The sequence below is a fragment of the Methylobacterium segetis genome (assembly GCF_004348265.1).
Lineage (GTDB): Bacteria > Pseudomonadota > Alphaproteobacteria > Rhizobiales > Beijerinckiaceae > Methylobacterium > Methylobacterium segetis.
The window spans coordinates 14,393-39,828 of record NZ_SMNT01000052.1 but is presented as its reverse complement, the minus strand read 5'-3'; the positions used below and the strand labels follow the sequence as shown (position 1 = coordinate 39,828).

20 protein-coding genes are annotated in these 25,436 nt (G+C 71.5%); 9 read left to right on the top strand and 11 right to left on the bottom strand.

What is annotated here, in order from left to right:
* Window positions 1–82: 82 nt before the first annotated feature.
* From E1J50_RS14635 to E1J50_RS14585, 11 genes are all read right to left on the bottom strand, one after another.
* Window positions 83–2,686, bottom strand: a complete 2,604-nt coding sequence (locus E1J50_RS14635; RefSeq protein WP_132254570.1) for a histidine kinase dimerization/phosphoacceptor domain -containing protein — start codon at window positions 2,684–2,686, stop codon at window positions 83–85.
* Window positions 2,687–2,810: 124 nt separating this feature from the next.
* Window positions 2,811–4,205, bottom strand: a complete 1,395-nt coding sequence (locus E1J50_RS14630) for a dihydrolipoyl dehydrogenase (protein WP_132254569.1) — start codon at window positions 4,203–4,205, stop codon at window positions 2,811–2,813.
* A 39-nt stretch (window positions 4,206–4,244) separates the two neighbouring features.
* Window positions 4,245–5,051: an SDR family NAD(P)-dependent oxidoreductase gene (locus tag E1J50_RS14625; RefSeq protein WP_132254568.1), complete on the bottom strand. Its 807-nt coding sequence runs from the start codon at window positions 5,049–5,051 to the stop codon at window positions 4,245–4,247.
* Window positions 5,052–5,249: 198 nt separating this feature from the next.
* Entirely contained in the window at window positions 5,250–6,836 is a 1,587-nt protein-coding gene (locus E1J50_RS14620; protein ID WP_132254567.1) for a c-type cytochrome, read from the bottom strand.
* Window positions 6,837–6,867: 31 nt separating this feature from the next.
* A complete protein-coding gene (locus E1J50_RS14615) occupies window positions 6,868–7,227 on the bottom strand; it encodes a hypothetical protein (protein WP_245516581.1) in 360 nt (119 codons plus the stop codon).
* Window position 7,228: 1 nt separating this feature from the next.
* Window positions 7,229–7,723 carry a TspO/MBR family protein gene (locus tag E1J50_RS14610; protein WP_132254566.1) on the bottom strand — a complete coding sequence of 165 codons (495 nt, stop codon included), beginning with the start codon at window positions 7,721–7,723 and terminating at the stop codon, window positions 7,229–7,231.
* Entirely contained in the window at window positions 7,720–8,907 is a 1,188-nt protein-coding gene (locus tag E1J50_RS14605) for a geranylgeranyl diphosphate reductase (RefSeq protein WP_132254565.1), read from the bottom strand. Before E1J50_RS14605 ends, E1J50_RS14610 begins: the two co-directional genes overlap by 4 nt.
* A gap of 12 nt (window positions 8,908–8,919) precedes the next feature.
* Window positions 8,920–10,254 carry a BCD family MFS transporter gene (locus E1J50_RS14600; RefSeq protein ID WP_132254564.1) on the bottom strand — a complete coding sequence of 445 codons (1,335 nt, stop codon included), beginning with the start codon at window positions 10,252–10,254 and terminating at the stop codon, window positions 8,920–8,922.
* On the bottom strand, window positions 10,254–11,138 hold the full coding sequence (gene chlG / locus E1J50_RS14595; RefSeq protein ID WP_132254563.1) for a chlorophyll synthase ChlG: 885 nt from the start codon (window positions 11,136–11,138) through the stop codon (window positions 10,254–10,256). Before chlG ends, E1J50_RS14600 begins: the two co-directional genes overlap by 1 nt.
* 99 nt (window positions 11,139–11,237) lie before the next feature.
* Complete coding sequence (gene ppsR, locus E1J50_RS14590; protein ID WP_207919215.1) at window positions 11,238–12,689, bottom strand: transcriptional regulator PpsR; 1,452 nt, start codon at window positions 12,687–12,689, stop codon at window positions 11,238–11,240.
* A gap of 35 nt (window positions 12,690–12,724) precedes the next feature.
* Window positions 12,725–13,621, bottom strand: a complete 897-nt coding sequence (locus tag E1J50_RS14585; RefSeq protein WP_245516580.1) for a cobalamin B12-binding domain-containing protein — start codon at window positions 13,619–13,621, stop codon at window positions 12,725–12,727.
* Between the two features lie 275 nt (window positions 13,622–13,896).
* Between E1J50_RS14585 and bchF the strand changes: the two genes are divergently transcribed.
* Genes bchF through puhB form a run of 9 tightly spaced genes read left to right on the top strand, consistent with a single transcriptional unit; the run spans window position 13,897 to window position 25,430 of the window.
* Entirely contained in the window at window positions 13,897–14,403 is a 507-nt protein-coding gene (bchF, locus tag E1J50_RS14580) for a 2-vinyl bacteriochlorophyllide hydratase (protein ID WP_132254561.1), read from the top strand.
* Window positions 14,400–15,686 (top strand): ferredoxin:protochlorophyllide reductase (ATP-dependent) subunit N, encoded by a 1,287-nt coding sequence (locus E1J50_RS14575; protein ID WP_132254560.1) that lies wholly within the window; start codon window positions 14,400–14,402, stop codon window positions 15,684–15,686. The genes bchF and E1J50_RS14575 overlap by 4 nt, the downstream gene beginning before the upstream one ends.
* A gap of 2 nt (window positions 15,687–15,688) precedes the next feature.
* On the top strand, window positions 15,689–17,245 hold the full coding sequence (gene bchB / locus E1J50_RS14570) for a ferredoxin:protochlorophyllide reductase (ATP-dependent) subunit B (RefSeq protein WP_132254559.1): 1,557 nt from the start codon (window positions 15,689–15,691) through the stop codon (window positions 17,243–17,245).
* Window positions 17,220–20,930, top strand: a complete 3,711-nt coding sequence (locus E1J50_RS14565) for a magnesium chelatase subunit H (RefSeq protein ID WP_132254558.1) — start codon at window positions 17,220–17,222, stop codon at window positions 20,928–20,930. The genes bchB and E1J50_RS14565 overlap by 26 nt, the downstream gene beginning before the upstream one ends.
* A complete protein-coding gene (gene bchL, locus E1J50_RS14560; RefSeq protein ID WP_132254557.1) occupies window positions 20,927–21,823 on the top strand; it encodes a ferredoxin:protochlorophyllide reductase (ATP-dependent) iron-sulfur ATP-binding protein in 897 nt (298 codons plus the stop codon). Before E1J50_RS14565 ends, bchL begins: the two co-directional genes overlap by 4 nt.
* 13 nt (window positions 21,824–21,836) lie before the next feature.
* Window positions 21,837–22,544 carry a magnesium protoporphyrin IX methyltransferase gene (bchM, locus tag E1J50_RS14555; RefSeq protein ID WP_132254556.1) on the top strand — a complete coding sequence of 236 codons (708 nt, stop codon included), beginning with the start codon at window positions 21,837–21,839 and terminating at the stop codon, window positions 22,542–22,544.
* Window positions 22,541–23,980 carry a BCD family MFS transporter gene (locus E1J50_RS14550; RefSeq protein WP_132254555.1) on the top strand — a complete coding sequence of 480 codons (1,440 nt, stop codon included), beginning with the start codon at window positions 22,541–22,543 and terminating at the stop codon, window positions 23,978–23,980. The genes bchM and E1J50_RS14550 overlap by 4 nt, the downstream gene beginning before the upstream one ends.
* Before the next feature lie 17 nt (window positions 23,981–23,997).
* Window positions 23,998–24,771 (top strand): photosynthetic reaction center subunit H, encoded by a 774-nt coding sequence (puhA, locus tag E1J50_RS14545; protein ID WP_132254554.1) that lies wholly within the window; start codon window positions 23,998–24,000, stop codon window positions 24,769–24,771.
* Complete coding sequence (gene puhB, locus E1J50_RS14540) at window positions 24,768–25,430, top strand: photosynthetic complex putative assembly protein PuhB (RefSeq protein WP_132254553.1); 663 nt, start codon at window positions 24,768–24,770, stop codon at window positions 25,428–25,430. Before puhA ends, puhB begins: the two co-directional genes overlap by 4 nt.
* Window positions 25,431–25,436 lie beyond the last annotated feature (6 nt).

Below are 25,436 nucleotides of genomic sequence, written 5' to 3'. Positions count from 1 at the left end.
TCCCAGTCGAGGTCGCGCTCCAGCGCCTCGTGCGCCGCCGCGGTCTCCGCCCGCAGGCGGGCGTGCAGGCCGCTTCCGGCGCTCACGCGGTGATCGTGAAGCAGGCGCCGGGCGTGTTGGCGACCTCGATGCGGGCGTTGATCTGGTCGAGCATCGCCCGGATCATCTTCATGCCGAGCCCCGTCCCCTGGGGCCTCGCCTCGGCCCAGCCCTCGGGCATGCCGCCGCCGTCGTCGCAGACCTTGAGCCGGACCCCGCCCCCGGCGGAAGAGGAGACGCTCACCTCGACGCGGCCGCCCCCGGTCGGTCCCGCGGCGTACTTGAACGCGTTGGTGACGAGTTCGGTGGCGATCAGCGAGAGGGCCACCGCCTTGCGGTAGGGCACCATCACGCCGGATTCCGCCACGAGTTCGACCGCGTGGCCGTCGCCCGCCATGCCGGCGAGATCGCTGCACAGGTTCTCGATGGTCTGGCCGAGATCGACCTCCTCGACGCTCTCGGCCTGATAGAGGCTGTCGTGCACCCGGGCGACGCTCATCACCCGCGCGGAGGTCTCCGCGAAGGCCTGGCGGGCATCCGGGTCGGCGATCTGCCGGCGCTGCATCTGCAGGAAGGCGGAGACGATCTGGAGCGAGTTCTTGACGCGGTGGTCGATCTCCCGGGTCAGTATGTCCTTCTGCGTGAGGAGCTTCTCCTTGTCGGCGAGGAGGCCGGTCAGCTCGTCGATCTTCCGGCGCTGGCGCAGCACCACGCCCTCGACGGCCTGCGCGAGGGACTGGGCCAGGGAGACCTGCCAGTCGGCGAAGGGCGTGGCGAAGCCCGTCCGTTCCTCGACCCAGCGCTCGAAGGAGCGCCGGGGCAGCACCGCGACGGGGCCGCTGCCGGGGAGGACGGGCTTGCGGGGGTCGCCCCCCCAGGTCACCGTGCTCGGCACTTCCGGACGGAACCAGAGCAGCAGGTGCTCCCGCGCCGGGTCGACGAAGGCGGCGAGTAGCCCGCTCGCGATCTCGCGATAGGCGGCGGCCGGCTGGAATTCGGCGGAGAAGGCGCTGGACGCGTAGGAGGAGGCCTCCGCGGGCAGGTGCTCCCTCAGCCAGACGGCGAGGTCCCGAACCTCGGCCTCGGCCGGGGTCTTGCCGATGAGGGTGACGCCGCCCGCCGAGACGACGCCCGCGCCGGTCGCCCCGAAGAGGTCGAGCAGGGTCATCGTGCCCGCCGTCAGCGCGCCGACGAAATCGTCGGAGCGGGTCAGCTCGCGCACGAGGCGGCCTTCGGTGTCGAGATGCGCCTGCTGTTCTGCCCAGAGACGCCGCCCCTCGATCTCCTGCACCCGCATGGCGAAGGCGTCGGTGATCACGGTCGCCGCGGCGCGCGTCTCCGGCGCCACGTAATGCGGCTGCCGGTGATGCCCGATCATCAGGCCCCAGAGCTTGCCCTCGACCATGATCGAGATCGACATCGATCCGTTCACGCCGAGATTGCGCTGATATTCCAGATGGATCGGCGAGAGCGTGCGGTGCTGGGCGAAGGTGAGGTCGATCGGCCCGTTCCCGGCGGGCGGCGCGGCGACGAGGGGGACCGGCACGCTGTCGCGGTCGATCACGAAGCGGCTCTTCGCCTTGGTGTAGAGCGCCCGGGCCTGGGCGGGGATGTCGGAGGCCGGGAAGCGCAGGCCGAGCAGGGTGCGCGACCAGTCCGCCACCTTGTCCTCGGCGATGGCCTCGCCGTTCCAGTCGGCATCGAAGCGGTAGACGAGGACGCATTCGAAGCCGGTCAGCGCGCGCACCTCCAGGGCGGCGATGCGGGCGACCGTTCCGAGCGTCTCGGCGCTGCGCAGGCGCGCCACGGAGAGTTCCGTGTCGGTCTGCGTCGCGACGGCGAAATCCTCCGGCAGTTCCGGAGCCATCTCCATCTCGACGATCACGCGGCCGAGATGGGCATGGGCCACGGCGAAGTAGGCGTTCGCGGTCTGGCCCCGGCCGGGCAGGCGGATCGTGCGGCGGATGGAGCGCCCGTCATCGAGGGTGCCGGAGGCGAGGCGCGCGCGGATCACGTCGACGAACGAGCGGGGCAGGACAGCGTCGAGGCGGCGGCCGCTCAGGGTGCGGCCGTCGTCGGGCAGCGTCTCGTGCACGTTCACGCTGTGCGCGAGGATCACCAGATCAGCGGCACCGGCGGCGATCATCACGGCGTTCGGCTGGATCGAACCCGGGATGTGGATCGGCTCGCGCTCGCACAGGCTCGGGTCGACCGGCTCGGCGCGGGCCCGATTGCCCAGGGCGGCGATCACCGCCTCGCGCCGCTCGCCCGCGCCGACCGCCTGCAGCGGCGTCAGCGTCATCCAGTAATGGTCGCGTCCCTGGCGCATCTCGACGCGAACACGCAAGGGTTGCGGCACGCGGCCGAACACGAACTCGAAGCTCTCGTCGAGCCGCCCGCGGCGGATGCCCGACAGGAAGCGCCCGTGAAAGCTCGGAAGGTTCGTGGCCGGCGCCACCTCGCGGAAATAATGATGGCCGATCACCGCCGAGGCCGACAGGCCGCTGAACGCGCTCGCCGCATCGTTGTAGGCGACGATCACGCCCGAGCGATCGAGCCCGATCACCCCAATATCGAGGTCATCGAGCCCGTCGGGCCCGAGCGAATCGAGATCGATGGGGCCGCCGGCAGGATCGTTCAGCGGCATCGGTGACGGGCAATCCTCATGTGCCCAACGGTATGAACGGGCGTTCCGCCGAGTGCAATCCTCGGGGGACCGATCTCCGGATTGGATGGATGTTGATGCACGTTAACGTTGCCGCAGCCTCCGCTCAGCGAGCGACCGCCCGCGCGATCTCGGCCAGAGCCGTCTCCAGGCCCTCCTCCAGGGTCGGGTGGTAGAAGGGGCGGTCGCGCAGTTCGGCGGCGCTCAGGCCCTGCTGGACGGCGAGGGCGAGATACTGGGACAGGTGCTCGACGCCCGGCCCCAGCATCTCGCCGCCGAGCAGCCGGCCGCCCCGGTCGGCCCAGATCCGCAGGCCGCCCGAGTTCTCTCCCTCGATGCGGGCGCGGCCCTGATCGCAGAAGCTCATGGCGCCGGTGATGCGCGCGCCCGCCGCGTCGGCCTCGTAGGGCGCGCCGACCAGGGCGGCCTGCGGGTGCGTGAAGACCATGGCGAGGTTCACCCAGGGCTCCGGCGCGGCGAGCGGCCGGCCGGCCGCGAGGGCGGCGGCATTCTCGCCCGCGATGCGCCCCTGGCGCGCCGCCTCGTGCAGGATCGGACGGATGCCGTTCGCGTCGCCGGTGATGAGGACCGGGCCGCCCTCGCACAGGAGGGTGCGCGGATCGAAGCGCGGCATTCCCTTCTCGCCGAGGGAGAGGCCCGCGGCGTCGAGACCGAGACCCGACAGGTTCGGGGGGCGCCCGGCGGCGGCCAGGATCCGATCGAAGCGGCCTTCGTGGCGCTCGCCGTCCTTCGCCGTCCAGGCGACCCGCACGCCCTCGCCCTCGCGGGCGGCCTCCACGATCTCCGTGCCGAGATGAAGGTTCATGCCGGCGCCGAAGACTGCGTTGGCCGCCTCGACGAGATCGGGGTGGGACAGGCCGGCGAGGGCGGCCCCGGCATCGAACACGTCAATCTCGACGCCGAGGCGCGCCATCGCCTGGGCGATCTCGATCCCGACGGGGCCGCCGCCGACGACGGCGAGCGAGCGCGGCAGATCCTCGATCTCGAAGAGGGTGTCGGTGGTGAGCACGCGGTCGCCGAGGTCCCGGAGCGGCTCCGGGATCGCGGGGCTCGACCCCGTGGCGACGATGGCGGCGCGGAAGCCGAGGCGGGTGTCCTCGCCGACACGAAGCGTGCCCGCATCCTCGAACCGGGCGCGGCCGGACAGGCGCGCATCCTCGGGCAGATCGTCGAGCCCGTCGCGGACCAGGGCGACGAAGCGGTCGCGCTCGGACCGGAGGCGGTGCAGCACCGCCCGCCCGTCGACCCGGATCTCGGGCACATCGAGGCCGAACAGCCCGGCCTCGCGGGCTCCCTGCACCGCCTTGCCCGCGGCGATGAGGAGCTTCGAGGGCATGCAGCCGACGCGCGCGCAGGTGGTGCCGCCGGGCCCGGCCTCGACCAGGACGGCGCGGGCACCGGCCCTGCGCGCCGCCGCGTGGGCGGCGATGCCCGCCGTTCCGGCCCCGATCACCGCCACGTCGCACGCGATCTCACGCATCGAACCGACTTCCCTTCCGCGCCACGCCGCGCCCGGTGCTCAGCTGCCCATCGTCAGGACGGCACCGCCGTCGATGCGCAGGTTCTCGCCGGTGATGAAGCTCGCCTGTTCCGAGCACAGGAAGGCGACCGCCGCGGCGACCTCCTCGGCGCGGCCGCGCCGCTTCGCGACGATGCCGGGGCGCTTCTCGTCGAGGACGGACTCGATCGCCTCGTCGAAGGAGACGCCGAGTTCCTTCGCGCGCTTCTCCATCATCGCGTCGGTCATCGGCGTGGCGACGAAGGCGGGCGCCACCGAGTTCACGAGCACGCCGTCCGGCCCGTAGGCCTTGGAGAGGCCCTTGGTGAGGTTCATCAGGCCGGCCTTCGCCGCGCAATAGGGCAGTTCCTCGACGTAGGGCTGCACGGCATCCTCGGAGGTGAACAGGACGACGCGGCCCCAGCCGGCCTCGCGCATGCCGGGAATGAAGGCGCGGGCGACGCGCACGGCCACCATCAGGTCGGCCTGGATCGTCTCCAGCCAATCCTCGTCGCTGAGTTCGAGGAAGTCGCCCGTGGCGCCGGTGATGCCGGCCGCATTCACGAGGATCGTGGGCTTGCGCCCGAAGGCGGTGTCGGCGAAGGCCTTCAGGGTCTCGACGCCCGCCATGCCGCTGAGATCGGCTGCGACCGCGCGCACCTCGCCGAGGCTCGCGAGTTCCTGGGCCGCCGCCTGCACCTTGTCCTCGTCGACGTCGGTGAGGACGATCTTCACGCCCTCGCGGAGGAGGTACTCCGCGCTCTTCCTGCCCATGCCCGAATCGCCGCCGGTGACGACGGCGACGCGTCCGCTGATCCCGAGATCCATCGCGATGCTCCTGCTGCCCGGAAATGGCCGTCGGCTCCACTCCGGTGGGACATCGCGGCGCCGCTCAAGGCGGCCCAGACCCCTTCCCGAAAGTCCCCCGATCGGACGATCGCCGGCCAACACCGGCGCGCCGCGATCGTTCCGCTGCGGCGCGCCTCTGCGGCAACGTGGCGGGGGGACGTCCCCGGCCGCCGCGCATCAGTTTCGACTCGGGGTCGGGCCCGCCGGGACCTGCGTGCTCGCCTGCTTCTCCGGGTTGCGGACCTGACTGTAGGCCACGTTGCCGAAGCTGCCGATCACCGCGTGCCAGGGGGCGTCGGCGTAGAAGTTCGTGTCCTTGGCGACCTTGCAGAAGGTGGCGGTGAGGCCGTTCACGATCTCGTCGTCGCTCGCCCCCGCGGCCTCCGCCTTCAGCTTCGGCACGAGGGTGGAGAGACGCGGCACGAACTCGTCCTGCTTCAGGTTGCGCAGGGCGTCCGCCACGCCGTTCGCCGCGATGACCTTGGCGAGCGCCTCGTTGCCGATCTCCGAACAGGGGGCGTTGCCGGCCAGCATCGTCTGGATCCTGCCGCGCGCCTGCGAGACGATGCCGCGGTCTTCGATGACGGGGGCGGCATTGCCCCAGGAATTGCGGACGTAGTCGGTCACGTCGGCGATCTGCTGGTCGGTCATGCCCTGGCCGACGGCCGGCATCGAGGCGTAGCCGCTCTGGGCCGCGAGGCCCCCCAGCACGACGTTGATCACGGTCTGCGGGCCGGCGGACTGGACCGAGGTGTTGCCGGCCAGCGCCGGAATCGCGCCCTCGACGCCCTTGCCGTCCGGCTTGTGGCAGGAGGAGCAGTAGCTGAGATAGACTGAGGCGCCCGGCGCGTTCGGCTGGTTGAAGGCCTGCAGATCCTTGACCTTGTAGGTCTCCTTCGCCTGCTGCGTGCGCAGGTAGGCGACCATCGCCTTGAGGTCGCCATCCGTCAGCTTGCTCAGCGATTCCTCGATCGTCTGGCGCATGGGGCCGGCCGCCACGCCCGGCTTGTTGCCGGGCGCGGCCCCGGTCTTGAGGTAGGTCACCACCTGCTCGTCACTCCACGAGCCGATGCCCTGGTGGTCGTCGGGGGTGATGTTGGGCGCGTACCAGCCGTCGATGACGCCGCCGCCGAGCTTGCCGGCGAGCCCGCTGTTGCCGACGATCTTATTCTCGTTGTGGCACATGCCGCAGTGCCCGAGCCCCTCCACGAGGTAGCCGCCGCGGTTCACCTCGGCGCTGGCGTTCGGGTCCGGCTTGAACTCGCCCGCCGTGAAGAAGGCCGTGCGCCACGTGATGAGCGCGGTGCGGACGTTGAAGGGGAAGGGAATCTCGCTCGACTTGCGCGGGTTGCTCACCGGCTCCAGCGATTGCAGGTAGGCGTAAATCGCCTTCACGTCGTCGCGCGTCACCTTCGTGTACCAGGCGAAGGGGAAGGCGGGGTAGAGATAGGACCCGTCCTTGCCGATGCCGTCGTGGAAGGCGCGGTAGAACTCCTCCTCCGTCCAGTTGCCGAGGCCCGTCTCCTTGTCGGGCGTCAGGTTCGGGGTCATGATCTTCCCGATCGGCGTGTTCAGCGCGTAATTGCCCGCGAACTTCTTGCCGTCCGGCCCGGTGTGGCAGGCCACGCAATCGCCGGCCGTGACCAAGTACTCGCCCCGCTTCACGAGTTCGGCATCCGACGCCTGCGCCAGGGATGGGGACGGTGAGATCACCGTGCCCGCTATAAATCCGGAAGTTGCAGCAAGTGCGAGAATGCTACGCATAATGCTTGACCTCCGGCGGCTGAGGCGGGATCTAGACTTGATCAGGGCGGATTTCCGCGTTGAACGCGGCCTGATCGGCGCAAGTTCCTGGCTCACGAAATCGTGCCGTGCGACCAAAAGGACGCCGCTCGCGCAGCCGAAGGGCGAGATCGCCGAGATGGGCGACGAGGGCGAGGGCGAGGCAGGCGGCGATCTGCCACCATGCTGCCCCGGTCAGGCCCGCGCGCAGGGCGAGCATCAGGGCGGCGCCCGAGCCGAGATTGCACAGGATGGCGGGGGGCGCCGGGCCGCGGCCGGTGCGAGCCCGGTAGGCGAGGAGCGCCAGGGCCTCCAGGGCCACCAGGGCGAGGATGAGATCGACGATGCGCCCGCTCGTCACCCACTCCGCCATCTCATGCCCTCCCGAACGGGCCGTTCAGCCGCACGATCGCGAGGTTGAGGCAGGCGGCGATGCCGACCCAGCCGAGATAGGGCAGGAGCAGGAGCGCCGCCTTGAGGGAGAGCGGCAGCGAGACGAGGATGAGCGCGAGGATCGACAGCCAGAGGAGGGCGATGTCGAGGAGCGCCCAATCCGGCCGCTCGGCCCGGAAGAACAGCCCGCTCCAGGCGATGTTGAGGACGGCGTTCACGGCGTAGGCGGCGAGCAGGACAGCGCGGGCCGAGACGTCGGCGGCGGCGCTCCAGGCGAGGGCGGCGGAGACCGTGATCATCGCGAAGATCACGGCCCAGACCGGGCCGAAGGCCCAGTCCGGCGGTCTCCAGGCCGGTCGTCGAAGGGCGCGGCTGCGCGGCCCCACGGCGGTCAGGAGGCCGCCGGCCAGGGCGACGGCGAGGGCCGCAGCGCCCGCGACGAGGTAGGTCGCTCCATCCGGCCCCGCCTGCGTCACGGCGAGACCCAGCGGAACAGATGCGCGAGGTCCTTGAAGAAGATGCGCGCGTGGGCGGCGGGCTTGGCGCGGACCAGCTCCTTGTTCATGTAGGAATCCCAGGTCAGCTGCTGCACGTCCTTGTCGCGGCAGATCGAGACGAAGCGCTCGCGCAGACCGTCGTTCCGGTACCAGACCCACTGCATGATCCGCAGGATCAGGAAGACGCGCCCGTGCAGCTTCATGAAGCGGCGGCGCGCCGAGGCGAGGTCCCGCGCCTCGCCGGTTCGCAGGAACGAATCCGCCGCCTCCGCCGCGAGGCGCCCGCCGAGCATCGCGTAGTAGATGCCCTCGCCCGAGGCCGGGGCGACGATCCCGGCGGCGTCCCCCGTGAGCAGCACGTCCCGGCCGTTGTCCCAGCGCTTCAGGGGCTTCAGGGGGATCGGCGCGCCCTCCCGGCGCAGGGTCACGCCCGAATCGAGCCCGGTCGCGGCGCGCAGGGAGCGGATGGCGCCGCGCAGCGAGAAGCCCTTGTGCGCCGAGCCCGTGCCGATGCTGATCGTGTCGCCGTGAGGGAAGATCCAGGCGTAGAAATCCGGCGAGAGCTTGCCCTGGTAGAACACGTCGCAGCGGCTGCCTTCGTAATCGCCGCCGCTCTCCGGGGGCCGGACGATCTCGTGATAGGCGAAGACCTGCCGCATCCCGGCATGTCCCGGGATCTCGGCGCGGCCGACCGGCGAGGTCGCACCGTCGGCCCCGATGACGAGGCGGGCGCGCACGCGGGCCTCGGCGCCGGCCGCGCGGTAATGCACGGTCGCCTGCCCGTTTTCACGCGTGATGCGCTCGAAAGTGCCGGTGCGGTGCTCGGCGCCCGCGAGGCTCGCGCGCCGCCGCAGCCAGGGGTCGAAATGCTCCCGGTCGACCATGCCGACGAAGCCGTCGCCCACCGGCATGTCCACCCGCTTCTCGGCCGGCGAGATCATCCGCGCGGAGCGGATGCGAGCGACGATGAGATCGTCGGGACTCGCGAAGTCGCGGATCAGCCGCGGCGGGATGGCTCCGCCGCAGGGCTTGATGCGCCCGCCCCGGTCGAGGAGCAGGACGCGCCGGCCCGCCCGCGCGAGGTCGGTCGCCGCCGTCGCCCCCGCCGGCCCGCCGCCGACCACCACCACGTCGAAGGTCTCTGGCTCGGCCGGCTCGGTCATGGCGGGACTCCTCTAGAAGCGGGGCTCGAACCGCAGGATCGCGGCGCGGCGGGCGCGGGGCACCCGGGTCTCGGCGGCGTGCTCGACGCGGAGCGCGATCACGGTCGCAGCGACGAAGAGGAGGGCCTCGCCGGTGAAGACGGCCGCGTAGGCGTGGACGGGCTCCGGCATGGCGAGGCGGGTCAGATCGACCGCCACGGTGCCGAGGAAGCCGCCCGTTCCGAAGGCGACGCCCTGGGCGGCCCCCCAGACGCCCATGCGCGTGCCGCGCTCGGCCTCGCCGCCGGCGCCGGCCAGCGCCATCATCGAGCCGATGGCCGCGACCGCGAAGATGCCGTTGAACAGCCCGAGGGCGAAGACGAGGGCTCGCAGGGGAAAGTCCGGCCCGACGAGGCCGCCTCCGGCGATGCCGACGAGCGCGGCGCCCGATCCGGCGCAGCCGATCGCGGTCCAGAGCTTCAGCGAGCCGAGCACGGGGCCGCCGATGCCCATCGTCACGCCGGCCACGAACAGCATGCCGGCGAGCACGCCCCCGTGCTGCAGGCCGGCGAGTTTCGTGGTGACGCCGGGGCTCATGGCGAAGACGAGCCCGGCGAAGGGCTCGAGGATCAGCTCCTGCGCGCTGTAGGCGAGCATGGCCACGAAGATGAACACGGTGAAGCGCCGCGATTGCGGCTCGGCCCAGACCCGCGCCAGGACCTGCAGGAAGGGCGGCTTGCGCTCCGGCGCCGGCGCCTCGGCGGGGCGGTGGGGCTCGACGCCGATGACGGCGAGGCAGGCCACCGCGAAGGCGATGGCCGAGACCGCGCCCGAGACCGCGACGAGGCGGGCGCCCGAGAACGGATCGAGGAAATGGCCGGCGAGCGGCGCCGTCACCGCGAAGCCCGCGATCATCATCACCCAGACGATGGTGGCCGCCGCCCCCCGGCGGCGCGCCTCGACGCCGGTGGCGAGCAGCACGAGGAGCGAGGTGCCGGCCGCCCCGGCGCCCATGCCGACGGTGAGGAAGGAGAGCACGGCGAGCGCGAGGCCTGCAGTGCGATCCACCTCGCAGAGGGCGGTGGCACAGGCCGCGCCGAATCCGCCGAGGGCGAGGGCGGCCATGCCGCCGACGATCCAGGGCGTGCGCCGCCCGCCGACATCCGAGCCGTAGCCCCAGCGCGGGCGCAGCACCTGGACCGCGTAGTGGAGGGCGACGAGGGCGCCCGGGACGATGGCCGGGAGCGCGAGCTCGACGACCATCACGCGGTTGATGGTCGAGGTCATCAGCACCACGACCGCGCCGAGGGCGGTCTGCACGAGGCCGAGTCGCGCGATCTGCGCCCAGGAGAAGCCGGCCGCTTGCATCAGGCGCCCCCCTGGAGGAGCGGCCGCAGGGCGAAGGCGGCGACCAGCATGCCGATCACGTAGAGCGTGGTTCCGGTGCCGTTGTACCAGGCGGCCTTCGCCCGCGGCGCGGCGAGGAGGGCGCGCATCAGGACGAGCTGGCCGAGAAGCAGCAGGCCGACCGTCCCCGCATGCCAGGGCCGCTGCCACGCGAGCAGGCAGAGGACGACCGCCACCTGCGGCAGCGCCATCACCCAGCAGGCGAACAGCGCGGCCCGGTCGGTGCCGAGCTGGACGGGCAGGGAGCGGATGCCGGTGCGGGTATCGCCCTCGACGGACTTGAAGTCGTTCAGCGTCATGATGCCGTGGGCGCCGATGGAGTAGAGGGCGGCGAGGACGAGGATGCGCCGGTCGGGCATGGAGGCGGCCATCACGGCCGCTCCCGTGAACCAGGGCAGCCCCTCGTAGCAGATCGCGACCGCCGTATTGCCCCACCAGCCGTTCTGCTTCAGCCGCAGGGGCGGGGCGCTGTAGAGCCACGCGAGGACGAGGCCGAACAGGGCGGCGCCGAGGATCCAGGGCCCGAGGGCCGCCGCGACCGCGAGCGAGAGGAGCGTCCAGGCGGCGGCGACGTATAAGCCCCAGCGTCCGGGCATGCGCCCGGAGGGAATCGGTCGGTCCGGCTCGTTGATGGCGTCGACGTGGCGGTCGTACCAGTCGTTGACGGCTTGGCTCGTGGCGCAGACGAGCGGGCCCGCGAGCACGATTCCGGCAGCGATCACCGGCCACTGACCCTGCGGGGATTGGCCTGAGGAAACGACCCCGCAGGCGAAGGCCCACATCGGCGCGAACCACGTGATCGGCTTCAGGAGCTCGATGAGTGCGCTAGGGGCCGGCGTTGCCATGGGCCGACGCTATTTTCCGGCCGCCGCACTGTCAATATCTATAGACAGATTTGGGTGTCATCGCGAATTGACAGACGGTCTCTTTGGAGACCCTCGGTGTCATGTCTCGGCATCGGCTCCGTCGAGAGTGTCAAGATCGCCGATGCCGTAGCGGCGCAACTTAGCGTAGAGTCCCTGGCGGCTGAGGCCGAGCATCTCCGCCGCGGAGGCCCGGTTGTCGCGCGTGATGCGCAGGGCCGCCTCGATGCAGAGGCGCTCGATCATGTCGGTCGTCTCGCGCACGAGATTCTTCATCGAGATCCGCCCGACGAGCTCGGTCATCTGCTCGACCGAGCGCGGCAGCTCGTGCCCGCCCACGATCGTGGAGAGGGCGCGGCGCGGCACGCCGCGGATGCTGAAGCCGTAGCAGGGGTGATCGCCGCCGGGGACGGCGACGGCGGCAACCTCAACGTCCTCCACCGAGCCGAGTTGCCCGCGCAGGCTCGTGCCGAAATGGCGGACCGAACCGTGCTCGGCCAGCGTCGCGAAGAGCGCGGAGGCTTCCGTCTCCTCGCGCCCGAGCCAGCGCTCGAGCGGCTCGCCCCGCACCTGCTCCTCGGTGGCGAGCTGCGCGAGGTCGAGGAAGGCGTTGTTCGCGGTCAGGATACGCCGCGACAGATCGGTGACCACGAACGCTTCGGGCAGCCCGGCGATCACCTCGAGCACCGAGCCGCCCGCGCGGTGGGAGCTCCGCACTGACTCGTTCGGGATGCTGAGCCGAAGGAGCGCGCTCGCCGCATTCTCCTGGCGGAAGAGCGAGGCGGCGACCCGGGTCGAGCCGCGGCCGTTGGCGAGGCGCACCACGATCTCGTCGGCCTGGCCCGTGATCCGCAGGCCGGCAAAAAGCGCTTCGAGGCTGCGCGTCGCGCTGGCGTCGAACAGATCGACCACGTCCTGCCCGAGGATGCGCTTCTCGGGGCGCCCGATCAGATTCCCGGCGGCCGGGTTCGCCTCGCTGACGCGGCGGGTGCTCGCGTCGACCACGAGGACGGGCTCGCTCGCAAGCTGGAACAGCATGCGATAGCGGGTCTCGGCCCCACGCAGGCGCAGGTAGTCGCGCTCCAGCGCCTGCTGCGTCTCCGCGAGCCGCCGCTGCAGGGCCGCCGTGGCCTGCAGGTTCCGCCCGATCGCGATGATCGGCCCATCCGGCGCGAGGCGCATCGAGGCGTAGCGCACGGGTAGGTCGATGCCGCGGCTCGACGGATGATTCACCTGCCGCCAGCGCGTCACCGTGTTCGGCGCCGCATCCTGCAGGAGCGCGCTGATCTTGGGGCGGCTCTCCACGGTCACCGTGTCGATCCAGCGACGGCCGACCCAGGCCTCGCAGCCCTCCGCGACGAGATCGGCCTCGCCGAAGGCGGCCTCGCGGATGATGCCCTGCGCGTCGATGACGAGCGACAGGTCCATCGCGGCCGCAACGAGGAGCCCCGCAGCGCCTCCGCCGAGGGCGCCGAGAGTTTCGGGTAGGGCCGCGGCGGTTGCATGCGCGGCAGTGCTCGCCAGACTGGTCAATGATCACCAGGTTGTGATGTCGGTGAGCGGGTCTTTCAGCAGGCTCTGGCCTGCAGATCAAGCAAGCTTTCGGCAATGGCCACCGCGGAACGCGCATCCGCCGCTGTCGCGTCGGCACCGACGAGTTTCGCCAAGCCAGGGTTGTCCACGAAAATCGCCCCGCCCACGAGGACGCGCACGCCGGGATTGTGTGATCGCCGGCGAATGTTGTGCACGGCTTCCGTCAACTTGGGCAGGTGAACCTCGCAGTGCAGGGAGAAGCCGACGACGTCGAACCACTCGTCTGCGGCGCGACCCAGCGGATCGGCCGTGGCGTCGAGGGCGGTTCCGACCACATCCCAACCGGCATCGCGGAAGAACCGTTCCAGAATCGAGAGCCCGAAGATGTGGGTCTCGCCCGGGCAGGGGCACAGCAGGATGTTACGGCCGCGCAAAGGGTCGAAGGTCTCGGCCGCGTAGCGCAGGGACAGGTCGTGCATGATCCGCTGCAGCCGACCCATCGCCACCGTGAGATCCGCGAAATCGCAGATATCCTCCTCCCAGAGGTATCCGAGATGGCGCGCCGTCGGGGCGAGGAGGTCGAGCAGGAGGCTCTCGAGGCTCAGGCCGTCGGCGATCAGCGCCTCGATGCGGTCCTCGACCTCCTCGCCCGGAGGCGCGAGGACGAGATCGGAGAAGGTGGCGATCTCGGCCGGCGTCGGCTTTCGGCCCCCCCTCAGGAACGGGCGGGGGGACGAAGCGGACGGCGCGTGCGCGAGCATGAGCCGGGGGATGATCTCGGCCTCGACCACGCGGGCGAGATGGCCGTTCGCGCGGATCACGGGCTCCTCGGATTCGGCCTGATCCTCAGCCTCGCGCTCGCAGGCCCGCGCCATCTCCTGCGCGAGATGCCCCTTGGCGATTCGGCCGCCGAAACGCCTGACGTCGTCCATTGGTCCCTCCCAATGTCGCAGACGGCTTCTTGCTGTGTTTCGACGTGCAGCGCCGAGACGGGGTTTCCGGATTGATCACGCCCTCTTCGCGGGGCGACTTCAGGTATCACGATACGCCGATTGGCGGCTTTGGCAATGCTCGGCCGTTTCCGTCCCGCGAACATTGTCATCCGCTCTTGACGTAAAGCGTGGTTGACACTCGTCGGGCCAATTCCTAGGCTCCTTTCGAGCCGGCCCATCGAGAGGCCGGCCCTGGGCAGGAATGGGGCGTTAGCATGGGTCCGCTGGGCCAGCCGAAACGACCGCCGCTCTACACGCCGGCAGAGCGGGCTCGCCGCGACGCCAGTCCCTGGACGCTGGTCCAGGGCATCCTCGCGCCGCTCCAGTTCCTCGTCTTCCTCGTGAGTCTCGCGCTGGTGCTGCGCACTCTGTCGACGGGGGAGGGCGAAGCCGCCGCAAACCTCTCGGTCGTGGCCAAGACCCTCGTGCTCTACGCGATCATGGTCACCGGCTCGATCTGGGAGAAGGCGGTGTTCGGGCGCTACCTGTTCGCGCCGGCCTTCTTCTGGGAGGACGTGGTCAGCATGCTGGTGCTGGCCCTGCACACCGCCTACCTCGCGGCGCTCGGGCTCGGCCTCCTCCCGCTTCAGGGCCTGATGTGGCTCGCGCTCGCGGCCTACGCCGCCTACGCGGTCAACGCGGCCCAGTTCCTACTGAAGCTCCGGGCCGCGCGCAGGCAATCGGCGCCGCGACTCAGGCTCGCGACGGGGGCGGCCCGATGAACGCGCACGCCCCGCTCCCCCCCGCGCCCTCCGAGGGCTGCGGCGTCTCCCTCCGGCAGGAGCGCGGCCAGCGCGCCGTGTTCTGCGGGCTGACCGGCATCGTCTGGCTGCACCGCAAGATCCAGGACGCGTTCTTCCTCGTCGTCGGCTCGCGCACCTGCGCGCACCTGATCCAGTCGGCGGCCGGCGTGATGATCTTCGCCGAGCCGCGCTTCGCCACCGCGATCATCGACGAGCGCGACCTCGCGGGCCTCGCCGACATGAACGAGGAGCTCGACCGGGTCGTCTCGCGCCTGATCGAGCGGCGGCCGGACATCCGCCTCCTGTTCCTCGTCGGCTCCTGCCCCTCGGAGGTGATCAAGCTCGATCTGAGCCGCGCGGCCCTGCGGCTGTCGCAGCGCCTCGCGCCCGCCGTGCGGGTCCTGAACTACTCGGGCAGCGGCATCGAGACGACCTTCACGCAGGGGGAGGATGCCTGCCTCGCCGCGCTCGTGCCCGAGATGCCGCGCGAGGCGCCGAACGCGGCGCCCTCCCTCCTCGTCGTGGGCGCGCTCGCCGACGTGGTCGAGGACCAGTTCCTGCGCCTCTTCTCGGAGCTCGGCATCGGCCCCGTCCACGTCCTGCCCGCGCGGCGCGCCGGCGCGCTGCCGCCGGTCGGGCCGAACACGTCCTACCTCCTCGCGCAGCCCTTCCTGGCGGATACCGCGCGGGCGCTCGAGGCCCGCGGCGCGACCCGAATCGCCGCCCCGTTCCCCCTCGGTTCGGAGGGCACGACGGGCTGGCTGAGGGCGGCGGCGGACGCCTTCCTCGTGCCGGAGGCGCGCTTTGCCGCGGCGACCGCGCCGGGCATCGCCCGCGCCGAGCGGGCGCTCGCGCCGCATCGGGAGAGGCTTTCCGGCAAGCGGGCCTTCTTCTTCCCCGATTCGCAGCTCGAAGTGCCGCTCGCCCGCTTCCTCGCCCGCGAGATGGGGATGGAGCTCGCCGAGGTCGGCACGCCCTACCTGCACCGGGCGCATCTCGCCGAGGAGCTGGCGCTGTTGCCGCCGGGCACCCGGGTCGTCGAGGGCCAGAGCCTCGACGCGCAGATGGACCGGGCGCGCGCGGCGCGGCCCGACCTCACGGTCTGCGGCCTCGGGCTCGCCAACCCCTTCGAGGCGGAGGGGCTCGCGACGAAATGGTCGATCGAGCTGCTGTTCACCCCGATCCAAGGCTACGAGCAGGCCGGCGACCTCGCCGAATTGTTCGCCCGGCCCCTCCTGCGCCGCGCGCGGCTGGAGGTCTGACGATGCAGCTCACCGTGTGGACCTATGAGGGACCGCCCCATATCGGCGCCATGCGGGTCGCCACCGCGATGCGCGGCCTGCACTACGTGCTGCACGCGCCGCAGGGCGACACCTACGCCGACCTGCTCTTCACGATGATCGAGCGGCGCGACGCGCGGCCCCCGGTCACCTACACGACCTTCCAGGCCCGCGACCTCGGCGCCGACACGGCCGAGATCTTCAAGAGCGCCTGCGCCGAGGCCTACGAGCGCTTCCGGCCCGAGGCGATGATCGTCGGCGCCTCCTGCACGGCGGAACTGATCCAGGACGATCCGGGCGGCCTCGCGAAGGCCCTGAACCTGCCGATCCCCGTCATCCCGCTGGAATTGCCGGCCTACCAGAAGAAGGAGAACTGGGGCGCCTCGGAGACCTTCTACCGACTGGTGCGCGCGCTGTCTGGACCAGCGCCCGCACCAGGAGCCCCGCGCCTGGGCGCCGAGGGCCGGCGCCCCCTTTGTAACATCCTGGGGCCGACCGCCCTTGGCTTCCGCCACCGGGACGACGTCGCCGAGATCCGCGGACTCCTGAACCGCCTGGGCATCGACGTGAACGTGACGGCGCCGATGGGCGCCTCGCCCACCGATCTCGCCCGCCTCGGGGCGGCCGACTTCAACGTCGTGCTCTATCCCGAGATCGCCCGCGCGGCCGCGCAATACCTGCAGAAGGCGTTCGGCCAGCCGATGGTCGAGACGGTGCCGATCGGCTTCGGCGCCACGACGCGCTTCGTCGAGGAGGTGGCCGCGCTGGCCGGCCTCGACCCCGCGCCGGTCCTCGCCGAGCACGGCTCGCGGGCGCCCTGGTACGCGCGCTCCGTCGATTCGACCTATCTCACGGGCAAGCGCGCCTTCATCTTCGGCGACGCGACGCACGCGCTCGCCGCCGCCCGGGTCGCGCGCTCCGAACTCGGCTTCGCGGTGGTCGGCCTCGGCACCTACGGGCGGGAATTCGCCCGCGAGGTGCGGGCGGAGGCGGCCGAGCACGGCATCGAGGCGCTGATCACCGACGATTATCTCGACGTCGAGGCGGCGATCCAGGCGGCCGCGCCCGAGATCGTCCTCGGCACGCAGATGGAACGCCACGTCGCCAAGCGCCTCGGGCTGCCCTGCGCCGTCATCTCGGCGCCCGTCCACGTGCAGGACTTCCCGGCCCGCACCTCCCCGCAGATGGGCTTCGAGGGGGCGAACGTCCTGTTCGACACCCTCGTCCACCCCCTGATGATGGGCCTGGAGGAGCACCTCCTCGGCATGTTCCGCGAGGACCGGGAGTTCCACGACGGCGCCGCGCCCTCGCATCTCGGCGGCAAGGCCCGCACGGTGCCGCCCGAGCCCGTCACCACCGTCACCGTCGCCGCGCCCGCCTCGATCGCCTGGGCGGCCGAGGCCGAGAAGGAACTGAGGAAGATCCCGTTCTTCGTGCGCGGGAAGGCCCGCGCCAACACCGAGCGCTTCGCCCGCGAGCGCGCCCTCGCGCTCATCACCATCGAGACCCTGTACGATGCCAAAGCGCATTTCGGCCGCTGAGCGGCCCGACATCCGCGTCGTCATCGTGACGCTCGACAACCACTTGGCGAGCGCCGTCGAGCGCGCGCGCCAGACGCTGGCCTGCGAGATGCCCGGCCTCGTCCTCGGCTTCCACGCCGCCGCGGACTGGGAGGCCGATCCCGCCGCCGTCGAAGCCTGCCGCCGGGACATCGCGCGGGCCGACATCGTGCTCAGCGCCATGCTGTTCATGGACGAGCACGTGCGCGCCATCCTGCCGGCGCTCCTCGCGCGTCGCCCCGATTGCGACGCGATGATCGGCTGCCTCTCGGCCGCCGAGATCGTGCGCACGACGCGGCTCAACCGCTTCAACATGGACGGGTCGCAGCGCAGCGCCCTCGATTTCCTGAAGCGCCTGCGGGGCAAGGGTCCGGCCCAGGGCAATGCGGGCCGGCAGATGGCGCTGATCCGCAACCTGCCGAAGATCCTCCGCTTCATCCCCGGCTCGGCGCAGGACGTGCGGGCCTATTTCCTGACGCTGCAATACTGGCTCTCCGGCTCGGACGAGAACGTGTCGAGCCTCGTCCGCTTCCTCGTCGGCCGCTACGCCTCGGGCGAGCGAGCGGCCTGGCGCGAGATCGCGGCGGCGCCCGCGCCCCTGAGCTATCCGGAGACCGGCCTCTACCATCCGCGCCTGCCGGGCCGGGTCGGCGACGATCCCGCGGCCCTTCCGCGTCCGTCCGGGCCGGCGAAGGGTCGCGTCGGCCTCCTGCTGATGCGCTCCTACGTGCTCGCCGGGAACACGGCCCATTACGACGCCGTGATCGCCGGCCTCGAAGCACGGGGGCTCAGCGTGGTGCCCGCCTTCGCGAGCGGCCTCGACAACCGGCCCGCGGTCGAGGCCTATTTCCGGCGCAACGGGCGCCCGACCATCGACGCCCTCGTCTCCCTCACCGGCTTCTCCCTCGTCGGCGGTCCCGCCTACAACGACGCGGCCGCCGCGGAAGCGATGCTGCGTAGCCTCGACGTGCCCTACCTCGCGGCCCACGCGCTCGAATTCCAGACGGTCGAGCAATGGGCGGAATCGGACCGCGGTCTCTCGCCGGTCGAGGCGACGATGATGGTCGCGATTCCCGAACTCGACGGGGCGACCGCGCCGACCGTCTTCGGCGGGCGCTCCCTACGCTCGGGCAATCGCAACAGCCGGGACATGAGCGCGGATCCGGAGCGGGTCGAGCGCCTCGCGGAGCGCGTGGCGCGCCTCGTGAGCCTGCGCAAGCGGCCGGCCCCCGAGCGTCGCGTCGCGATCGTGCTGTTCAACTTCCCGCCGAATGCCGGCGCGACCGGCACCGCCGCCTTCCTCTCCGTGTACGCCTCGCTCCACAACGTCCTGAAGGGCATGGCGGCGGACGGATATACCGTCGAGGTGCCGGAGACGGTCGAGGATCTGCGCGAGCGCATCCTCGGGGGCAATGCGGGCCGGTTCGGGACCGCCGCCAACGTCCACACGCGGATCGCCGTGGACGACCATGTCCGGCGCGAGCCCCATCTCGACGAGATCGAGGCGCAATGGGGTCCGGCACCCGGGCGCCAGAACAGCGACGGGGCGAGCCTCCTCGTCCTCGGCGCGCAGTTCGGCAACGTGTTCGTCGGGGTGCAGCCGGCCTTCGGCTACGAGGGGGACCCGATGCGGCTCCTGTTCGAGAAGGGGTTCGCGCCGACGCACGCCTTCTCGGCCTTCTACCGCTACCTGCGGGACGATTTCTCCGCCGACGCCGTGCTGCATTTCGGCACGCACGGGGCACTCGAATTCATGCCCGGCAAGCAGACCGGGCTCTCGGCCGCCTGCTGGCCCGAGCGGCTGATCGGCGCCCTCCCGAACGTCTATCTCTACGCCGCCAACAACCCGTCCGAGGGGACTCTCGCCAAGCGCCGCTCGGCCGCGACCCTCGTCAGCTACCTGACACCGAGCCTCGCCCAGGCCGGGCTCTACCGCGGGCTGATTGACTTGAAGGGCTCGATCGAGCGCTGGCGGGGCCTGGAGCCCGAGGCGGAGGCCGAGCGGCGCGACCTCGCCTCCCTCATCCGCAGCCAGGCCGCCGCCCTCGATCTCCTTGGCGACGATCCGGCCTGGGATGTCGATGCCGCGGAGCAGGTCGCCGCGCTCGGGCGCGCGGTGAGCGAACTCGAGCACACGCTGATCCCGCACGGGCTCCACGTCGTCGGCGCGGGCACGCCCCCGGTAGAGCGGGTCGATCTCCTCACCGCCCTGGCGGAAGCCTCCCACGGGATCGCGCCCTCGCGCGCCGGCATCGAGGCGCTGGTCGCCGGCGCCGGGATCGACGCCGCCCTCGCACTCGCGGGCCTGCCCCTCGACGAGACGCAGAGGACGGCCTTCGCGGCGCTGGCGGACGCCGACCGGCTCCTGGCGCAGGACCACGAGGTGCCGGCCCTGCTGCGCGCCCTCGACGGCCGCTTCATCCCGCCGGTCCCGGGCGGCGACCTCCTGCGCAACCCCGCCATCCTGCCGACCGGCCGCAATATCCACGGCTTCGATCCCTACCGCCTGCCCTCCGCCTTCGCGGTGGCGGACGGGGCGCGGCAGGTCGGGCGCATCCTCGCCCGCTACGCCGAGGAAGGGCGGCCCCTTCCCGAGAGCGTCGCCCTCGTCCTGTGGGGTACCGACAACCTGAAGAGCGAGGGCGGCCCGATCGCCCAGGCTCTGGCACTGATGGGCGCCGAGCCGCGCTTCGACGGCTACGGCCGGCTCTGCGGCGCCAGCCTGATTCCCCTCGACCGGCTCGGGCGGCCGCGCATCGACGTTGTCGCGACACTGTCGGGCATCTTCCGGGATCTCCTGCCGCTGCAGACGAAGCTCCTCGCGGAGGCCGCCTACCTCGCGGCGACCGCCGACGAGCCGGCGGAACGGAACTTCGTGCGCAAGCACGCCCTCGCCATCCAGGCCGAACAGGGCATCGACCTCGAGACGGCCGCACTCCGCGTCTTCTCGAACGCGGAAGGGGCCTACGGCGCCAACGTCAACCACCTCGTCGAGACCGGCCGCTGGGACGACGAGGCCGAGCTGTGCGAGACCTTCTCGCGCCGCAAATCCTTCGCCTACGGGCGCACGGGCAAGCCGGCCCCGCAGCGCGCGCTGATGCAAAGCGTGCTGGCCTCCGTCGATCTCGCCTATCAGAACCTCGACTCGGTCGAGGTCGGCGTCACCTCCGTCGACCATTATTTCGATGGGCTCGGCGGCATGGGTCGGGCGGTGGCCCGCGCCAAGGGCGCCAGCGTGCCGATCTACATCAGCGACCAGACCCGCGGGGAGGGGCGCGTGCGCACCCTCTCCGAGCAGGTGGCGCTGGAGACCCGCACCCGCATGCTCAACCCGAAATGGGTCGAGGGCATGCTCGGCCACGGCTACGAGGGCGTCCGCCAGATCGAGGCCCACCTCACGAACACGGTCGGCTGGTCGGCGACGACCAACGAGGTCGCCCCCTGGATCTACGAGCGCATCACCGAGACCTACGTGCTCGACCCCGCCATGCGGGAGCGCATGGCGGCCCTCAACCCCACCGCCTCCGCCAAGGTCGCCCACCGCCTCATCGAGGCGCACGAGCGCGGCTTCTGGTCTCCCGACGCGGCGACGCGCGAAGCGCTCGACCGGGCCGAGGAGGAGCTTGAGGATCGCCTCGAAGGCATCACCGCGGGAGTCGCCGCATGAACATCGCCATCCGAAACCCCGTCGCCGCGCGAAAGCAGCCGGAAGGCAGCGTTCAGGTCGAGCTCGACCCGAACGTCAAGATCGGCACCGCCAAGGTGTTCGCGATCTACGGCAAGGGCGGCATCGGAAAGTCCACGACCTCGTCGAACCTTTCGGTCGCCTTCTCGAAGCTCGGCAAGCGCGTCCTGCAGATCGGCTGCGACCCCAAGCACGATTCGACCTTCACGCTGACAAAGCGCCTCGCCCCGACCGTGATCGATGCGCTCGAGGCGGTGCAGTTCCACTCGGAGGAACTGCGGATCGAGGATTTCGTGGCCGAGGGGTACAACGGCGTGATGTGCGTGGAGGCGGGGGGACCGCCGGCGGGCACCGGCTGCGGCGGCTACGTGGTCGGGCAGACGGTGAAGCTGCTCAAGGAGCATCATCTCCTCGAGGACACCGACGTCGTCATCTTCGACGTGCTCGGCGACGTGGTCTGCGGCGGCTTCGCCTCGCCGCTCCAGCACGCCGAGCAGGCCCTGATCGTCACCGCGAACGATTTCGACTCGATCTTCGCGATGAACCGGATCGTGGCCGCGATCCACGCCAAGGCGAAGAACTACAACGTCCGCCTCGGCGGGGTGATCGCCAACCGCTCGGCCAAGACCGACGAGATCGACCGCTTCAACGCGGCGGTCGGCCTGGAACGGGTCGCCCACTTCCCGGACCTCGACGTGGTGCGGCGCTCGCGCCTCAAGAAGTCCACCCTCTTCGAGATGGAGCCGACGCCGGAGCTGGAGGCCGTCCAGGCCGAGTATCTGCGGCTCGCGGCCTACCTCTGGGCGGGCGGCAAGCCGCTCGACGCGATCCCGATGAAGGACCGCGACCTGTTCGAATTCCTCGGGTTCGACTGAGGAGCGCCGGCCGATGACGAGCCCCACCTCCGCCGCCCGCCGCGGCCAGCTCGAGACCTACTTCGACCGCACCGCCGTCGAGGCCTGGGCGCGGCTGACCTCGGACGCGCCGGTGAGCCGCATCCGCACGACGGTGCGGGCCGGGCGCGACGCGATGCGCGGGACGCTGCTCTCGTGGCTGCCGGAGGATCTGACCGGGCTGCGCATCCTAGACGCCGGCTGCGGCACCGGCGCGCTCAGCCTGGAGGCGGCCCGCCGCGGGGCGGACGTCGTCGCCATCGACGTCTCGCCGACGCTGATCGGGCTCGCCCGCGAGCGGACCGAGCCGGTCGCCGGCGCGGGCGCGATCGAGTTCCGCGTCGGCGACATGCTCGATCCCGGCCTCGGCCGCTTCGACCACGTCGTCGCGATGGATTCGCTGATCCACTATGCGGGCCGCGACATCGCCCGGGCGCTCGCCGAGCTCGGCAGCCGGACAAACGGCTCGATCGTCTTCACGGTGGCGCCGCGCACCGCCCTGCTGACGCTGATGCACGCGGCCGGCAAGCTCTTCCCGAAATCCGACCGGGCGCCGGCGATCGTGCCGATCACCACGCGGGGCCTCGCCAAGCGAATCGACCGCGAGCCGAACCTCGCGGGCTTCGCGCTCGCCCGGACGCACCGGATCAACAGCGGCTTCTACCTGTCGAACGCTCTCGAACTGACGCGGGGGTGGGCATGACGGCCTCCCGCCGCATCACGCAGGCGCTGATGCGCCTCACGCCCGCGATCCTGCCCTTCGCGGACGCGGCCACCGCCGAGCTGCCCCTCGGCCGGCTGATGCGGCTCGCCCTGTTCCAGGTCACGGTCGGCATGGCCGCCGTGCTCCTGATCGGCACGCTGAACCGGGTGATGATCGTCGAGCTCGCTGTGCCCGCCTGGATCGTGGCCCTGATGCTCTCGCTGCCGCTGATCTTCGCCCCGCTCCGGGCCCTGGTCGGCTTTCGCTCGGACACGCACCGCTCGGTGCTGGGCTGGCGGCGCGTCCCCTACATCTGGTTCGGAACGCTGCTGCAATTCGGCGGGCTCGCCATCATGCCCTTCGCGCTGCTGCTCCTGTCGGGCGACACGACGGGGCCGCTCTGGGGTGGGCAAATCGCCGCCGCGCTCGCCTTCGTCCTCGTGGGTGCGGGCCTCCACACCGTGCAGACGGTCGGCCTCGCGCTCGCCACCGACCTCGCCCCGGCGCGGGCCCGCCCGAAGGTGGTGGCGCTCCTCTGTGTCATGCTCCTCGTCGGCATGATGGTGAGCGCGCTCGCCTTCGGCTGGCTGCTGGCCGATTTCTCCGCCGTGCGGCTGATCCAGGTGATCCAGGGCGCGGCCCTCGTCACGATCATCGTGAACGGGATCGCCCTCTGGAAGCAGGAGCCGCGCGATCCGGCCCGCACCGGCCGCGACGTGGCCCGGCCGGGCTTCTCGGAGAGCTGGGCGCTCTACGCAAGCAGCGGGCTCGCCCGCCGCCGCCTCGTCGCGACGGGCCTCGGCACCGCGGCCTTCTCGATGCAGGACATCCTGCTCGAGCCCTACGGCGGCCAGATCCTCCATCTCTCCGTCGCGGCGACGACCGCGCTCACGGCGATGCTGGCGGCCGGCGGCGGCCTCGGGCTCCTCGTCGCCGCGCGGTGGCTCAACCGGGGCGGCGACCCGTTCCGGGTGGCGGCGGCCGGCGCGGTCGTCGGGATCATGGCCTTCTCGGCGGTGGTCTTCGCGGCCCCGCTCGCCTCCCAGCAGCTCTTCGCGACGGGCGTGACACTGATCGGGCTCGGCGGCGGCCTGTTCGCCCACGGCACGCTCACCGCCTCGATGGCCAAGGCCGGCCCCGAGGATACGGGCCTCGCCCTCGGCGCCTGGGGCGCGGTGCAGGCGAGCGCGGCGGGGCTCGCCATCGCGGCGAGCGGCATCCTGCGCGACGTCGGCTCGGACCTCGCCACCTCGGGAGCGCTGGGCGAGGCCCTGAGCGATCCCGCGATCGGATACCTCGTCGTCTACCACATCGAGATCGCGCTGCTGTTCGCGACCCTCGTCGCCATCGGCCCCCTCGTGCGCGAGGGACGCCGCACCCACCCCAACCCCGAGCGCGGCCTCGCTCCGTCCGCCCTCGTCCAACCGTCCAGCTGAGCGTCGGGAGGTTCGCCATGCCAAGAGGTGAGATCACGGGCTACGTCGACGTGGCGCAGGTGGTTCTGTACGCGTTCTGGATCTTCTTCGCCGGGCTGATCTTCTGGATCCGCCGCGAGGACCGGCGGGAGGGATATCCGCTCGAGGCCGAGGTCACCGGGCGGCTGAAGAGCCCCGACCCGATCCTGATCCCGACGCCGAAGCTGTTCCCGCTCTCGGACGGCAAGGTGAAGACCGCGCCGCAGACGGACACGAAGCCCGACCGCAATTTCGTCGGGCACAAGCGCGAGCCCTGGCCCGGCGCGCCGCTGGAGCCAGGCGGCAACCCCATGCAGGATCACATCGGCCCCGGCTCCTGGGTGCACCGGGACGACGAGCACGACCACACCTTCGACGGCCAGAAGCGCATCGTGCCCCTGCGGGTCGCGACCCATTTCACGGTGCACGAGGACGGCCCGAACCCGATCGGCATGACGGTGTTCGGCGCCGACCGGCAGGTCGCCGGCACGGTGAGCGACCTCTGGATCGACCGCGGCGAGAGCATGGTCCGCTACTACGAGGTCGAGCTCGGGGCGGGCGGCCGGCGGGTGCTGATGCCCCACACCTTCTGCCGGACGGGGCGCTTCTCGCGCACCGTCAAGACCGAGGCGCTGCTCGCGAGCCAGTTCGCCGACATTCCCGGCACGAAGGATCCGGATTCCGTGACGCTCCTCGAGGAGGAGAAGATCATGGCCTATTTCGGCGCCGGCACCCTCTACGCTACGCCCGATCGTCAGGAGGCCCTGCTGTGAGCGCCCCGACGAACGAGATCCTCGTGCCGGAGGGCCTGCCGGAGCCGCTGCCGCCGGGCGAGCGCGTCCTCTGGCAGGGCCGCCCCACGGCCGCCGGGATCGCCCTGCGCGCCCTGCACCTGCGCCTCGTCGCCCTGTGGTTCTCGGCTCTGGCTCTCTGGCAGGCGCTGCCGGCGGCGAGCCTCGCCGACGCGGTCGCGGAGACGGCGCCGACGCTCGCGGCCTTCGGCGTCGCCGTCATCCTCGTCGCCGTCCTCGGCTGGCTGTCGGCGCGCACCACCACCTACACGATCACGAACCGGCGGATCGTGATGCGGGTCGGGATCGCGCTGCCGGTCACCCTCAACCTGCCCTTCGCGGCGGTGGCGGATGCGGGCCTCCATGCCTTCGGGGACGGGACGGGCGATCTGCCCGTGCGCCTGAAGCCCGGCACCCGCATCGCCTATCTGCATCTCTGGCCCCATGCACGGCCCTGGCACGTCGCCGAGCCTCAGCCGATGCTGCGCTCGGTGCCGGAGGCGCGCTCGGTCGCACGGCTCCTCGCCCAGGCGATCGAGGCCGCGCGTGCACCCGAGGAGAGTGCCCTGCCGGTTCTCGCGGAGCGGCCGCAGGGCGCGCCCACCCCAGCCCGCCCGCCGCGGCTCGCCGTGGCCGGCTGACAGAGA

Excerpts from the sequence above, each read along its gene's own strand:
- E1J50_RS14635 (WP_132254570.1), bottom strand. The coding sequence starts at position 2,686 with ATGCCGCTGAACGATCCTGCCGGCGGCCCCATCGATCTCGATTCGCTC.
- E1J50_RS14630 (WP_132254569.1), bottom strand. The coding sequence starts at position 4,205 with ATGCGTGAGATCGCGTGCGACGTGGCGGTGATCGGGGCCGGAACGGCG.
- E1J50_RS14625 (WP_132254568.1), bottom strand. The coding sequence starts at position 5,051 with ATGGATCTCGGGATCAGCGGACGCGTCGCCGTCGTCACCGGCGGCGAT.
- E1J50_RS14620 (WP_132254567.1), bottom strand. The coding sequence starts at position 6,836 with ATGCGTAGCATTCTCGCACTTGCTGCAACTTCCGGATTTATAGCGGGC.
- E1J50_RS14615 (WP_245516581.1), bottom strand. The coding sequence starts at position 7,227 with ATGGCGGAGTGGGTGACGAGCGGGCGCATCGTCGATCTCATCCTCGCC.
- E1J50_RS14605 (WP_132254565.1), bottom strand. The coding sequence starts at position 8,907 with ATGACCGAGCCGGCCGAGCCAGAGACCTTCGACGTGGTGGTGGTCGGC.
- E1J50_RS14600 (WP_132254564.1), bottom strand. The coding sequence starts at position 10,254 with ATGCAAGCGGCCGGCTTCTCCTGGGCGCAGATCGCGCGACTCGGCCTC.
- chlG (WP_132254563.1), bottom strand. The coding sequence starts at position 11,138 with ATGGCAACGCCGGCCCCTAGCGCACTCATCGAGCTCCTGAAGCCGATC.
- E1J50_RS14585 (WP_245516580.1), bottom strand. The coding sequence starts at position 13,621 with ATGGACGACGTCAGGCGTTTCGGCGGCCGAATCGCCAAGGGGCATCTC.
- bchF (WP_132254561.1), top strand. The coding sequence starts at position 13,897 with ATGGGTCCGCTGGGCCAGCCGAAACGACCGCCGCTCTACACGCCGGCA.
- E1J50_RS14575 (WP_132254560.1), top strand. The coding sequence starts at position 14,400 with ATGAACGCGCACGCCCCGCTCCCCCCCGCGCCCTCCGAGGGCTGCGGC.
- bchB (WP_132254559.1), top strand. The coding sequence starts at position 15,689 with ATGCAGCTCACCGTGTGGACCTATGAGGGACCGCCCCATATCGGCGCC.
- E1J50_RS14565 (WP_132254558.1), top strand. The coding sequence starts at position 17,220 with ATGCCAAAGCGCATTTCGGCCGCTGAGCGGCCCGACATCCGCGTCGTC.
- bchL (WP_132254557.1), top strand. The coding sequence starts at position 20,927 with ATGAACATCGCCATCCGAAACCCCGTCGCCGCGCGAAAGCAGCCGGAA.
- bchM (WP_132254556.1), top strand. The coding sequence starts at position 21,837 with ATGACGAGCCCCACCTCCGCCGCCCGCCGCGGCCAGCTCGAGACCTAC.
- E1J50_RS14550 (WP_132254555.1), top strand. The coding sequence starts at position 22,541 with ATGACGGCCTCCCGCCGCATCACGCAGGCGCTGATGCGCCTCACGCCC.
- puhA (WP_132254554.1), top strand. The coding sequence starts at position 23,998 with ATGCCAAGAGGTGAGATCACGGGCTACGTCGACGTGGCGCAGGTGGTT.